Source organism: Dissulfurispira sp., from assembly GCF_036745535.1.
Lineage (GTDB): Bacteria > Nitrospirota > Thermodesulfovibrionia > Thermodesulfovibrionales > Dissulfurispiraceae > Dissulfurispira.
Genome location: NZ_DAIOFX010000001.1, coordinates 82,352 through 95,565, shown reverse-complemented (window position 1 = coordinate 95,565; position 13,214 = coordinate 82,352). Strand labels below are relative to the sequence as shown.

Annotated in this window: 12 protein-coding genes; all 12 read left to right on the top strand. The window is 43.7% G+C overall.

The window, feature by feature from the left end; all coding sequences use genetic code 11:
• The first annotated feature begins 174 nt into the window (after positions 1-174).
• The 12 genes from V7L97_RS00545 (at position 175) to alr (ending at position 13,184) form a co-directional block, all read left to right on the top strand.
• Entirely contained in the window at positions 175-750 is a 576-nt protein-coding gene (locus V7L97_RS00545) for a LemA family protein (RefSeq protein ID WP_333652228.1), read from the top strand.
• Positions 751-883: 133 nt separating this feature from the next.
• Positions 884-3,313: a heavy metal translocating P-type ATPase gene (locus tag V7L97_RS00540; protein WP_333652226.1), complete on the top strand. Its 2,430-nt coding sequence runs from the start codon at positions 884-886 to the stop codon at positions 3,311-3,313.
• 36 nt (positions 3,314-3,349) lie between these two features.
• Positions 3,350-4,468 carry an HD-GYP domain-containing protein gene (locus tag V7L97_RS00535; RefSeq protein WP_333652223.1) on the top strand — a complete coding sequence of 373 codons (1,119 nt, stop codon included), beginning with the start codon at positions 3,350-3,352 and terminating at the stop codon, positions 4,466-4,468.
• Positions 4,459-6,120, top strand: a complete 1,662-nt coding sequence (locus V7L97_RS00530) for a ribonuclease J (protein WP_333652221.1) — start codon at positions 4,459-4,461, stop codon at positions 6,118-6,120. The genes V7L97_RS00535 and V7L97_RS00530 overlap by 10 nt, the downstream gene beginning before the upstream one ends.
• 217 nt (positions 6,121-6,337) lie before the next feature.
• Positions 6,338-7,174 carry a site-2 protease family protein gene (locus V7L97_RS00525; protein WP_333652219.1) on the top strand — a complete coding sequence of 279 codons (837 nt, stop codon included), beginning with the start codon at positions 6,338-6,340 and terminating at the stop codon, positions 7,172-7,174.
• A gap of 470 nt (positions 7,175-7,644) precedes the next feature.
• The gene (locus tag V7L97_RS00520; protein ID WP_442891711.1) at positions 7,645-8,448 is read left to right on the top strand and encodes a TrmH family RNA methyltransferase; all 804 of its coding nucleotides are present in this window, start codon (positions 7,645-7,647) and stop codon (positions 8,446-8,448) included.
• 78 nt (positions 8,449-8,526) lie between these two features.
• The gene (rplI, locus tag V7L97_RS00515; protein ID WP_333652214.1) at positions 8,527-8,970 is read left to right on the top strand and encodes a 50S ribosomal protein L9; all 444 of its coding nucleotides are present in this window, start codon (positions 8,527-8,529) and stop codon (positions 8,968-8,970) included.
• Positions 8,971-9,084: 114 nt separating this feature from the next.
• On the top strand, positions 9,085-10,479 hold the full coding sequence (gene dnaB, locus V7L97_RS00510; RefSeq protein WP_333652212.1) for a replicative DNA helicase: 1,395 nt from the start codon (positions 9,085-9,087) through the stop codon (positions 10,477-10,479).
• 4 nt (positions 10,480-10,483) lie between these two features.
• On the top strand, positions 10,484-11,287 hold the full coding sequence (gene amrB / locus V7L97_RS00505) for an AmmeMemoRadiSam system protein B (protein ID WP_333652210.1): 804 nt from the start codon (positions 10,484-10,486) through the stop codon (positions 11,285-11,287).
• A complete protein-coding gene (gene mobA, locus V7L97_RS00500) occupies positions 11,284-11,859 on the top strand; it encodes a molybdenum cofactor guanylyltransferase (protein ID WP_333652208.1) in 576 nt (191 codons plus the stop codon). The genes amrB and mobA overlap by 4 nt, the downstream gene beginning before the upstream one ends.
• Before the next feature lie 3 nt (positions 11,860-11,862).
• Positions 11,863-12,072, top strand: coding sequence for a twin-arginine translocase TatA/TatE family subunit (gene tatA, locus V7L97_RS00495; RefSeq protein WP_333652205.1), 210 nt, complete (start codon positions 11,863-11,865; stop codon positions 12,070-12,072).
• Entirely contained in the window at positions 12,072-13,184 is a 1,113-nt protein-coding gene (alr, locus tag V7L97_RS00490) for an alanine racemase (RefSeq protein WP_333652202.1), read from the top strand. The genes tatA and alr overlap by 1 nt, the downstream gene beginning before the upstream one ends.
• Positions 13,185-13,214 lie beyond the last annotated feature (30 nt).

Below are 13,214 nucleotides of genomic sequence, written 5' to 3'. Positions count from 1 at the left end.
TATCAGATTACCTGTTATATTATTTAATGCAAAGGTTATACTGAAATGGCCTTTAAATGGCGTGAGGGTTCGGCACAAGGTATCGCTGCAAAATGCTTTTCAGCGCATCGGTTGTCTGTATGAGGCGTAAAAACAGCACAATTTAGATAAATATAAAAGTGAAAGGAGGTTTTTATGAGCAATGGATTAAAGATTGCATTGGCTGTTGTTGGAGCAATTGTCTTAATAGGCATTGTTTTTGTCGGTTGGGGTATCGGTCAGTACAACAGGGTCATTGGCATGGATGAACAGGTAAAGGCGCAGTGGGCGCAGGTTGAAAACCAGTTAAAGAGGAGATACGACCTGATCCCCAATCTGGTAGAGACTGTAAAAGGGTATGCAAAACACGAGAAGGAGATTTTCGAAAATATTGCAGAGGCGAGGACTAAGTATTTTCAGGCAAAGACCACAAAGGACAAGATTCAGGCATCCAATGCACTTGAAGGCGTATTGTCAAGACTGCTTGTATTAAGGGAGACATATCCCCAGTTAAAGGCCAATGAAAACTTTTTGAAACTGCAGGACAGCCTCGAGGGAACAGAGAACAGGATTTCTGTTGAGAGAAAGAGATACAACGAAGCTGTACAGACAATAAATACATACAGAAGGACTGTCTTCGGAAGGGTCTTCTCTGCAATAGCAGGTGTTGGCGAGGCAGCATATTATGAAATCCCGGCTGCTGAAAAGGAAGCGCCGAGGGTGAAATTTTAAATAAGTCGAACGATTTTATATGTCAGGCACGGCTCAAAGACGCCTCTTTTCGCCATACCTGACCTATATTCCTGGATTAGAATCGCTCAGTTTGGATTTAAATTTGCTCTAAATTTATGAGTGTTTTAATTATATGCCGAATAAAATAGACATACCTGTCACGGGAATGACATGCGCTGCATGTGCTGCTGCCATCGAAAGGGCATTGCCGAAGCTGGATGGAATAAAAAGCGCTGTAGTTAATTTCCCTGCTGAGAGGGCAACTGTAGAATTTATTGATCCGGAAAAGCCAGTCCCTTTGCAAAACATGATTGACAGCATTAAAGGCGAAGGCTATGGGGTGTCCACCATTAAAATGGACTTTGCCGTAAAGGGGATGACCTGCGCTGCATGTGTTGGAGCAGCAGAGAGGGCATTGAAGGAGCTTTACGGAGTCATCGATGTCACGGTTAATCTCGCTGCAGAAAAAGCCACTGTCGAGTATATCCCCACAATAGTTGGTTTTGAAGATTTCAAAAAGGTAGTGGCAGAGGCAGGCTATACTGCTCTACAGATAACAGAAAAATTCGTTGATAGAGAGCGCGAGCAGAGGGAAAGGGAGTTTCGGGCATTAAAAAGACAATTCATTGTTAGCGCCATGCTTGCAGCACCCATTATTATCGGAAGCATGCTCACAATTCCTGTATTATCAAACTGGTATCTGTTATTCCTCCTTGCAACGCCTGTACAGTTCTGGAGCGGAATGAGGTTTCACAAGGCTGCCCTTTCAGCCCTCAGACACCGCACGACAAATATGAATACCCTTATAAGCGTTGGAACAACATCGGCTTATGTCTATAGTCTCGCTGCCACATTTATGCCGCAGTTGTTTTTCAAAGGCGGAGTAACTCCCCATATATATTTCGATACATCTGCAACCATAATAACCCTTATCCTTCTGGGCAGAATGCTTGAGGCACGTGCAAAGGGAAAGACATCAGAGGCCATAAGAAAACTCATGGGGCTTCAGGCAAAGACAGCCACTGTTTTAAGGGATGGTATTGAAAAGGAAATACCTATAGAGGAGGTGACAGTAGGAGACATAGTGATTGTCAGGCCCGGAGAGAGGATCCCTGTTGATGGCGAGGTTGTGGAAGGATATTCGACAGTGGATGAATCTATGCTTACTGGTGAAAGCCTGCCTGTGGAAAAATCATCCGGAGATAAGATATTCGGCGGCACTGTAAATAAGGCAGGCAGCTTCAAGCTCAGGGCATTGAGGATTGGCAAAGAGACAGCCCTTGCACAGATAATAAGGCTTGTGGAGGAGGCGCAGGGAAGCAAGGCACCCATTCAGAGGCTTGCCGATAAGGTCGCCTCCATATTCGTTCCGACTGTAATAGGGATTGCAATCGTTACTTTCTTTGCATGGTTCGTCTTTGGCCCAAAGCCGTCATTTACCCTTGCATTGATGAATTTCATAGCAGTTCTGATCATAGCCTGCCCCTGTGCATTGGGTCTCGCAACACCCACGGCAATAATGGTCGGTACAGGCAAGGGGGCAGAGAAGGGGATACTTATAAGGGATGCAGAGGCTCTGGAATTATCTCATAAGATCGAGGCCGTGGTATTGGACAAAACAGGAACAATAACCAAAGGCGAGCCAGAGGTGGTTGAAGTTATAGGTGTTAATGGCACATCGCCTGATGCCATCCTCCAGATTGCCGCATCCGCTGAAAAGCTGTCAGAACATCCACTTGGTCAGGCAATAGTGAAGAAGGCAAAGGAAAATAATGTGCGTATCACAGGGCCGTCTGAATTCTCCGCGATACCCGGAGGTGGTATAAAGGCAAGAATAAGTCAGCAGTCAGAGTATATCGAAGTTTTCATCGGCAACGAAGGCATGATGCAGAGGGAAGGTATAAATGTCTCGACTGTAAAGACATTGTCTGATAAAATATCATTTGAGGCCAGAACCCCTGTCTTTATGGCTGTAAACAACGAGATTAAAGCGGTCTTCTCCATTGCCGATACAATAAAGGAAGGCTCTGTGGAGGCAATAGAATCGCTTAAATCCATGGGCATAGAGGTCGTGATGCTTACGGGTGACCACCAGAATACTGCACGGGCAATTGCACAGGAGGTTGGGATCAACAGGTTCTTTGCCGAGGTCCTGCCAGACCAGAAGGTGGAGGCTGTAAGGAAGATAAAATCAGAAGGCAAGATAACGGCAATGGTGGGTGACGGCATTAATGATGCACCGGCCCTTGCAGAGGCAGATGTGGGGATTGCCATAGGCACCGGCACTGACATAGCCATCGAGGCATCGGATGTAACCTTAATTAAAGGTAATTTAAAAAGCGTTGTTGACGCCATTAAATTAAGTAAGCTAACAATAAAAACAATTAAGCAGAATTTATTCTGGGCATTTTTTTATAATGTAGTGGGAATCCCGGTTGCAGCAGGTTTCCTTTATCCATTTGGAGGCCCGCTGCTAAACCCCATGATTGCTTCGGCAGCAATGGCGTTCAGCTCTGTTTCTGTTGTGAGTAATTCTTTGAGACTGAGGAAGAAAAATATATAATTGATCATATAATTAGGCAGGAAGGGAATCATATCAATGCAGAGAACGGTTTATGTGGCTGACGATGTTCCGACGAATATAGAGCTGATTGAAGCTGTTTTCAGAAACGATTCCAATATTGCCATCAAGAAGGCAGGGGATGGAAAGGAGCTTCTTGACTCAATACAAAAGGACGGACAACCTGACCTGATCATCCTCGACCTCATGATGCCGGTGATGGACGGTTTTGATGTCCTTAAGAAATTAAAGGATACCAGAGAAAAAAATTACTTCCCTATCATTGTTCTGTCTGCGCTTGCCGATAAGCAGAGCATTATAAATGCCCTGAACCTGGGAGCGGACGATTATGTGACAAAGCCATTTTTTGTGGAAGAACTCAAGGCAAGGGTTTATAACATGCTCAAACTGAAGGAGCGCGATGAATTCTTAAATACCTCCCTCGATATCATGGAATCAAACCTCCTCGAAAAACTCCAGATGCTGGAGCACACCCAGATCGAGATTATAATAAGACTCGGCAAGGCGTCGGAATTCAGGGACGACGAGACAGGAAGGCATATCGAAAGGATATCTGATTACGTGAATCTCATAGCCGAGGAAATCGGCATGAACCACGAACAGAGCATGATGATGAGATATGCGTCGCCAATGCACGATGTTGGAAAGATAGGCATACCCGACGGCGTGCTTCTTAAGCCTGGGAAATTGACAGATGACGAATTCAAGATAATAAAACTACATACAGTCATAGGCGGAAAGATTTTGGGAGGCACAACCCTTCCCCTCCTTGAGCTTGCCAGGGAGATTGCATTAACCCACCATGAACGGTGGGACGGCAACGGCTACCCGCTCGGCTTAAAAGGAAAGGATATTCCAATATCCGGAAGGATAGTTACTGTTACGGACGTATTCGATGCCCTCACATCTGACAGGATATACAAGGCTGCATGGCCTATTGAAAATGCGCTGGATTATATAAAAGAGCAGAGAGGAAAACAATTTGACCCGGATATTGTCGATGCATTTTTTAGTGTGGCAGACAATATAGTACAAATCAAAAAGTCAAAGGCTGATACGTCCGCTGTCAAACCTATAATTCAGCAGATCATTGACGGCGATGTCAGCATTGAAGAATTAGTGGAGCGGTGGCGGTAACCCCTCAACTTCTAATAATCCCCCTCGGAGGTCTCGAAGAGATCGGTCTGAATATGACCGTATTTCAGTGCTCAGACGACCTCATCATAGTTGACGCAGGCTTGATGTTCCCGGAAGAGGATATGCTGGGTGTGGACTTTGTTATACCTGACTTTTCCTACATCCTCGAAAACAGGGAAAAGGTAAAGGGTATAATCCTCACCCACGGTCACGAAGACCATACAGGTGCACTGCCGTTTCTCCTTAAGGAGATCAATGTGCCTGTTTACGGCACTCCACTGACCCTTGCGCTTGTTAAAGAGAAATTAAGGGAACACAATATAACAGACATTCCACTTGTTCCCATAAAGCCGAGGGATACCATCAGCCTCGGTGTATTTGATATAGAATTTATGAGGGTTACCCACAGCATTGTCGATGGTGTGGGATTGGGAATTAAAACACCACTCGGAAATATTATCCATACAGGCGACTTCAAACTCGACCCGACACCTGTTGACGGAGAGTTAATGGACTTTTATAAATTCTCGGAATACGGGGAAAAAGGGACGCTGCTTATGCTATCTGACAGCACCAATGCAGAAAAGGGAGGATTCACATTCTCGGAAAAAGAGGTGCGCCGGGCATTTGAGGACATATTCTCAAAGAAAAAGGGAAGGATAATCATTGCAACCTTTGCATCGAATATACACAGGATCCAGCAGGTAATCGATGTGGCGCTACAGTATGGAAGACGCATAATAATGTGCGGCAAAAGCATGGTAGCCAATTCACAGATTGCCCTTGACCTCGGCTATCTGAAGATGCCCGAAAACACATGGGTGAGGCTCGAAAACCTGAAAGACCTGCCTGACGATAAGGTAGTAATAATAACCACAGGCAGTCAGGGCGAGCCCATGAGCGTCCTTTCACGAATTGCCATAGATGAACATAAGCACATAAAGATAAAGGAAGGAGATACAGTCATACTCTCTGCAAAGATGATCCCGGGCAATGAGCGATCCATAGGAAGGATCATAAACCACCTCATGAGAAGGGGTGCCGATGTCATATACGAAAAGGTCTCGGAGATACACGTATCGGGACATGCCTCAAAGGAAGAGCTGAAGCTCATGATCAATCTCGTAAGACCAAAATATTTCATGCCCATACACGGAGAATACAGGCATCTCAAATACCATGCAAAATTAGCGGAGAAATCAGGCATACCTCATGAAAATATATTCGTTATGGAAGACGGAGAAATCCTCGAGATAACAGAGACAGGTGCATCAAAGAACGGAAAGATAAATTCGGGAAGGATATTTATTGACGGCAAGGGCATAGGCGGTGTGGAGGACATGGTTCTCAGGGACAGAAAGAGACTTGCGCATGATGGAATAGTCATTGTGCTTGTGGGAATAGAAAAGCTCACAAAGAAAATTGTCTCGGGTCCCGAGATAATATCGAGGGGATTTATTTTTGAGGATGCATCTCCGGATATAATAAACGAGGTCAGAGATTTGATGACGAATACGCTTACGGGTCTTGAAGACGATATAATCTCGGATATCGGCCTTATTCAGGCAAAATTAAGGTCCACGCTCAAAAAATATCTGAGAAACACAATGGACAGAAAGCCCATGATAATGCCTATAATAATGGAAGTGTAAATGAAATCTAATTTAGGAAATTTTTATATGCTGTGCGCTGCTCAAAGCCTTTAAAAAGTGTTGATTCAAGTGCGCCTGCGAGATAATAAATGCATTATCTAACAAGTATCCGATGTAGTAGATGACGGATACAAGATAGAAGTCTTTACAAGTGCGTGGTTTAAAGTCTTTTCGCAGCGCACAGCATATATTTTATTTTATAATTGCTAATTTTATTATGAGAAAGATCCCGTATCTCCACATAATTTTATTTATAGTCACCTTTCTAACAACCTTGACTGCCGGTGCATTGCAAAAAGGTATCAATATAATCAAAGAGCCTATCAGGATAGTAGAAGGACTGCCCTTTGCAGGCACATTGATGACCATACTTCTGTGCCATGAACTGTCACATTACATGGCATCAAAGAAGCATCACACAAAGGCAACCCTGCCGTATTTTATTCCTGCTCCATCGATAATAGGAACATTCGGCGCATTCATAAAGATGAAATCGCCTATAATCACGAGAAAGGCGCTTATCGATATAGGCGCATCAGGGCCGATAGCAGGGTTTATTGTTTCTGTCATAGCCTGCATTGCGGGGCTCAGCATGTCAGAGGTAGTTTCTCTGTCGAATGCCGAAGGAGCATTGAGTCTCGGAGATTCGATTTTATTTTCTTTTTTATCCAGAGTGACATTGGGCATTGCGCCTGACAATCATGACATTCTCCTTCACCCTGTCGCATTTGCCGGATGGATAGGACTTTTCGTTACATCGCTGAACCTCATCCCCATCGGACAGCTTGATGGAGGTCATGTTGCATTTGCAATCTTAGGGGAAAGGCACAGGTATATATCCATAGTCCTTGTTGTAGTCCTTGCTGTACTGGGTATCTTTTACTGGGAAGGCTGGGCATTGTGGGCCGTATTGATGCTTATCCTCAGAATCAAGCACCCGCCTGTGCTTTACTGGGAAGTCCCGCTCGATCCCAAGAGGAGATTCATAGGAATCCTCACATTTATAATCTTTGTCATCACATTCATACCTTCGCCTTTTAAAATCCTGCCTTAAAATATGAGGTGCTTCAACATACTAAATTTCAATAATATTTTCTTGTAAAATTCGAACGGTTGATTGTCTTCTCCGTGTTGGATATAATGTAATCAATTGTGGAATAAGTATAAAAATTAATGTTGGGTATATAATAGAAATGACGGCATAATATATGAAAGTTCCACAGCCAATACAATATCAAGGAAGCAAGAGGGTTCTTACTTCAACTATTCTCTGATATTTTCCTGATAAATTTTCGAGACTTGCAGAACCATTTGCTGAAACGGCTGCTATTTCAATAGCTTGCGCTGCGAGAAATAGAGCTGATTCGTATTGGATAATGGATGGCATCCCTCAACCAATGTCTTATGCAATTCCCAGTGAGATAATTGCTCCTTATATTGAGGTAATCACATTTGAAACAAAATAGACTATAGAATCAATAAGATTATTTTTTATCCCTATTAAAAATTTATAATTAAAAACCCATGAAATTCATCGAGATCACAAGCCCTGCGAATCCAATAATTAGAGAAGCCTTGAAGATAAAGGAAAAGTACGCCAGATACAGGTATGAGGCATTTCTGATAGAAGGACCGCATCTTATGGAAATGGCAGCAGCATCTCCTGATGTGGAGATAAAAAGGGTGTTTTTTACAGAGGGATTTTCAGCTAAAAGGGAAGGGCAGAGGCTTTTAAGGCAGGTAGCAAAAAAGGAAGCTCAGCTAATAGAAACATCAGGACATATCCTGTCAAAACTTACCGATACGGAGACACCGCAAGGGATTGTGGCTATTGTATCCTGTAAAATAGCGAACTTGGATAAACTCAGCTTTAAAGGAATCCCTTTTCTTGTTGTCTGCGACGGCATTCAGGATCCCGGAAACCTCGGCACAATTATCAGGGCATCCGATGCAGCAGGCGCTGATGCGGTAGTAATCCTTCCCGGGACATGCGATGCCTTCATGCCAAAGACAATAAGGTCGACTGCAGGAAGTTTATTCAATATCCCGATTGTTTACACTGAGCAAGAAAGCTTTTTTAATTATCTCGATCTTAAAAATATTACGTTATATGCAGCAGATGTTCATGCTCAGACACCTATTTATGAATTTAATTTTAAACAACCTGTTGCCATTGCCTTTGGAAATGAGGCCCATGGTGTCAGCGAGGTATTGCTCAAAAGGGCAAAGGGTTTAAAAATTCCAATTGTAGGAAAGGCAGAAAGCCTGAATGTTGCCATGGCTGCGTCTGTATGTTTGTATGAGGTTGTAAGGCAGAGGTTGGATTAGAGTTTTTCTGATTAACATTTTTCAGCGTAATTGGTTATACTAACTTATATTAAAATAGGATCGAAAGGAGAGTTTTGTATGCAGGTTATTCTTAAAGAGAATGTTAAGGATTTAGGCCACATTGGTGATGTGGTGAATGTCAAGGACGGACATGCAAGGAATTTTCTGATACCGAAGGGGCTTGCAGTTGAGGCAAACCCTAAGAATATCAAGGCGCTGGAGCACGAAAAGAGAAAGATCCATGAGCTTGCAAAAAAGGCAAAGGCATCTGCCGAGGAACTGGCGGCCAGGGTTTCTGGAACATCTGTCACAATAAAGGCCAAGGCAGGGGAAGAGGATAAGCTATTCGGTTCTGTTACGGCCATGGACATTGCCGATGCACTGAAGAAGGAAGGCATGGACATTGACAAAAAGAAGATCGTACTGGATGAGCCCATAAAGAGGCTTGGAAGTTATATGGTTAATGTGAAGATCCATTCTGGTGTTACAGCACATCTCAATGTTCAGGTAGTAAGCGAGTAAATGAGTAAATGGGTAGAAGAGTAGATGAGTAATTAAGAAAAAGTTAGCAGAAATTAATTGAAATCTCATTAACTCATATACTCATGCACCCATCAACTTCATTTGGAGGCAACATTGAGAGGGGTTGATTTAGGCTCAAGAGATATGCCAGGAGATATGATTGACAAACTGCCTCCACAGAATATAGAAGCAGAGCAGTCTGTCCTTGGCGCTATTATATTTGATAACGAAGCACTGCCAAAGGCTCTCGAAGTACTGAGTTCTGACGACTTCTACAAGGAAACCCACAGGCGTTTATACAATGCCATGCTCAGGCTTTTTGAAAAAAATGAGCCGATAGACATCGTAACCCTGACGGATTATCTGAGAAGGACTGACGAGCTTGAGGCGGTGGGCGGTATTTCGTATCTTTCGCATCTCGCAAACAGTATTCCAACATCTGCAAACATACGGTATCACGCAAAGATAGTCCGTGAGAAAGCCCTTTTGAGGTCATTGATACAGGCAGCCACGCACATTACTTCGAAGGTTTACGAGGACAGTCTCGATGCAGATGAGATGGTGGATTATGCAGAGAGGATGATATTTGACATTGCGGACAAAAGGACAAAGACCTCTTTTGTGAGCCTGAAGGATGTTATCAAAGACACCTTCAAGATGATAGAGCACCTCTATGACAAAAAGGAGGCCATTACAGGTGTTCCTTCTGGCTTTAAGGACATCGATGAACTTACATCTGGATTCCAGCCAGGAGATTTGATAATCATAGGCGGAAGGCCCGGTATGGGCAAGACCGCCTTTGCCCTTAACATAGCCCAGCATGTTGCCATTGATCTAAAAGAGCCTGTAGCGGTTTTCAGCCTTGAGATGTCAAAGGAGCAGTTGGCCATGAGGATGCTGTGTGCAGAAAGCATGGTCAATGCATCCTCTGTGAGAAAAGGGTTTATAAGCAAACAGGACTGGCCCAAACTGACAAATGCAGCAGGAAGGCTTGCTGATGCCCCCATATTCATAGACGATTCCTCTGCCATTACAGTGCTGGAGGTTCGTGCCAAGGCGAGGAGATTGAAGATGGAGCATGGAGGATTAAGCCTCGTTGTGGTTGACTATCTCCAGCTCATGAGGAGCAGGGGCAATTTTGAGCGCAGGGAGCAGGAGATATCTGAAATATCAAGGTCTTTAAAGGCCCTTGCAAAGGAGCTCAAGGTGCCTGTTGTTGCACTCAGCCAGTTAAACAGGGCGGTTGAACAGAGGGGTGAGAAGAAGCCTACGCTTGCAGACCTCAGGGAATCAGGCGCAATCGAGCAGGATGCAGATGTGATTATATTCCTTTACAGGGATGAAATCTATAATAAAAATAACCCTTCCAACAAAGGCAAGGCAGAGATTATTATTGCAAAACAGAGGAACGGACCTACCGGAACGGTCAATCTCACATACCTTGCAGACAGTACACGGTTTGTTGATTTTGCTGGTATGTCCTACGAATCAGAAGAGGAAGTTTATTAGAGCTATGCATAGGAAACCGGCAGTAGCAGGACAATTTTATTATGGCACTGCATCGAGACTAAAAAGTCAGGTAGGGCAATACATCATTGAAGATGCAGCAAAGGAAAAGGTCATAGGCCTCATATCTCCACACGCAGGATTGATGTATTCAGGGCATGTTGCAGGTGCTGTATATTCCTCGATACAATTTCCAAAGACCTTTATCCTCATAGGCCCGAATCATACAGGGCTTGGGGCGAATGTATCCATGATGGCTTCAGGGCAGTGGGAGATACCAACAGGGACATTTTCCATAGATGAAGACCTGAGTAAAAAGATATTGCAAAAAGTGGCTTATGTATCTGAGGATATGCAGGCGCACATATTTGAACACTCCCTTGAGGTGCAATTGCCTTTTATCGCTTATTTCTCGGAAACCGTTAAGATCGTCCCCATAACCGTAATGCAAGCTTCGCTTGAGGAGTGCAGAAAGATCGGGGAAGGGATTGCGGATGCTGTAAAAGAAGTCGATTACGATGTTGTGATTACTGCAAGCTCTGATATGAGCCATTATGAGCCCGATGATGTTGCGAGAAGACTCGACAGCCTTGCCATCAACGAGGCCCTCAATCTGAATCCTGAAGGCTTATATAACATCGTTCACAAGGAGAGGATCTCCATGTGCGGCTTCCTGCCTGCAACCATAATGCTCTATGCTGCAAAGGCGCTTGGTGCAAAGGAGGCTAGGCTTGTGAAATATGCCACTTCAGGCGATGTGAGCGGCGATTATGAACAGGTTGTCGGATATGCAGGGGTAATAGTTAAATGACCGGAGTTGTTTTAGCCGGAGGCAAAAATCTAAGATTTCCCACGCTGAAGAGTTTTATAAAAATCGATAACTCCACAATTATAGAGAAAAACCTTGCCTTGCTTGGAGACATCTTTGATGAAGTGTTTATCAGCACTAATATGCCGGAGAAATATTTTTATCTCGGCGTGCCGCTAATCGGCGATGTGCTTCCTTCAAGAGGGCCCATGTCAGGGATATATTCGTCGTTAATTAATGCAAAGAGTGATTGTATTTTCGTTATTGCCTGCGATATGCCCTTTGTGGAAATGGATATTGTTTCTTTTATTTGCAAAAAACACTCCCCCTTTTGCCCTGATGCTACAATACCTATTTATAATGGAGAACCGCAGCCCCTGCTTGGTGTATACTGTAAGACGGCTCTCCCTTATCTTGAAGATCGTGTGCTGAGCGAAAAGACTTCGATGAGGCGTTTGTTAAGCGAAATTAACACTAATTTTATTGGAGAGTCTGATATAATGACAATAGACCCGGATGGCAGGTCTTTTGTTAATATAAATACTACGGAAGACTATGAAAAGCTAAGGAGGTAATACATGTTCGGTCTTGGAATGCAGGAGCTGATAATTGTATTGGTGATAATCCTTATCCTGTTCGGAGCAAAGAGATTACCCGAATTAGCCGGTGGTATAGGCAAGGCGATCAAGAGCTTTAAAAAAGGGATGTCCGAGCCTGAAGAGATAGATGTGACCCCTAAAAAGCCTGCATCAGAAAGTAAGGAAGGAATAGAAGGGAAAAAGGAATAATGAACAGAGGTGCTGTTGCAGAAATAAACTTAGGTGCTATTTCCAACAACCTCAAAGTCATAAAGAACCTGTCCAAGAATAGTCCTGTCATAGCTGTTGTAAAGGCAGATGCCTATGGTCACGGAGCAATTGATGTTTCCAGAAGACTGGTCGATGATGGAGTGGAGTATCTCGCAGTGGCCTTTGCAGAAGAGGCAAAGGAATTAAGAAATGCAGGCATAAACAGTCCAATCCTTGTGCTTTTTGATCCAGATATAAATGATATTTTCACGTATAACCTCATCCCTGTAATCCGCGACAAAAAGACAGCCGCTGCATTATCAAAGGAGGCTGAAAAGAACAACCGGAGCATTAGCGTGCATATAAAGATCGATACAGGCATGGGCAGGCTTGGCTTTACAGGAGATGCAGCGAGTGAGATATCGGAGATAGCGAATCTGAAGGGCATAATTATTGATGGCGTCATGAGCCATTTCTCAGAAGCAGACCTTTTGGATACATCCTTTGCCAAGATGCAGATCGAGAGATTCAATTCCATTAAGACAGAACTGTTAAATATTGGTCTGCCCAGATCCCATAATGTACGGCTTTTTCATATAGCCAACAGCGCTGCTATTATGACACTGCCTGAATCCCATTTCGATGCAGTGAGGCCGGGTATTATGTTATATGGATACTCGCCGGTGCAGCAGTCAACAAAAACCCCTGAACTAATTCCTGCAATGACTGTTAAAACAAAGATATTAGCATTGAGGAGACTACCATCGGGCACTCCCATAAGCTATGGCAGAACATTTATTACAAAGCGCGACAGTCTTATAGGCGTTATACCTGTTGGCTATGCAGATGGTTTCAGCAGGAGATTCTCGAATAATGCAGAATTGCTTGTGAGGGGCAAAAGGGTTCCTGTAATAGGCCGTGTTTGTATGGATCTGACCATGCTTGATTTGACCGATATAGAACAAGTCGAAGAAGGGGATGAGGTTGTAATTATCGGAAGACAGGGAAATGAATCCATCGATGCAGCAGAGCTTGCTTTCAGGGCTGATACGATTCCCTATGAAATATTGACATCGCTTGGAAATATGGCTAAGAGGGTTTATAATATATAATAACTGAAATGGAAAATGGAAAGGAGGTGA

Excerpts from the sequence above, each read along its gene's own strand:
- V7L97_RS00545 (WP_333652228.1), top strand. The coding sequence starts at position 175 with ATGAGCAATGGATTAAAGATTGCATTGGCTGTTGTTGGAGCAATTGTC.
- V7L97_RS00540 (WP_333652226.1), top strand. The coding sequence starts at position 884 with ATGCCGAATAAAATAGACATACCTGTCACGGGAATGACATGCGCTGCA.
- V7L97_RS00535 (WP_333652223.1), top strand. The coding sequence starts at position 3,350 with ATGCAGAGAACGGTTTATGTGGCTGACGATGTTCCGACGAATATAGAG.
- V7L97_RS00525 (WP_333652219.1), top strand. The coding sequence starts at position 6,338 with ATGAGAAAGATCCCGTATCTCCACATAATTTTATTTATAGTCACCTTT.
- V7L97_RS00520 (WP_442891711.1), top strand. The coding sequence starts at position 7,645 with ATGAAATTCATCGAGATCACAAGCCCTGCGAATCCAATAATTAGAGAA.
- rplI (WP_333652214.1), top strand. The coding sequence starts at position 8,527 with ATGCAGGTTATTCTTAAAGAGAATGTTAAGGATTTAGGCCACATTGGT.
- amrB (WP_333652210.1), top strand. The coding sequence starts at position 10,484 with ATGCATAGGAAACCGGCAGTAGCAGGACAATTTTATTATGGCACTGCA.
- mobA (WP_333652208.1), top strand. The coding sequence starts at position 11,284 with ATGACCGGAGTTGTTTTAGCCGGAGGCAAAAATCTAAGATTTCCCACG.
- tatA (WP_333652205.1), top strand. The coding sequence starts at position 11,863 with ATGTTCGGTCTTGGAATGCAGGAGCTGATAATTGTATTGGTGATAATC.
- alr (WP_333652202.1), top strand. The coding sequence starts at position 12,072 with ATGAACAGAGGTGCTGTTGCAGAAATAAACTTAGGTGCTATTTCCAAC.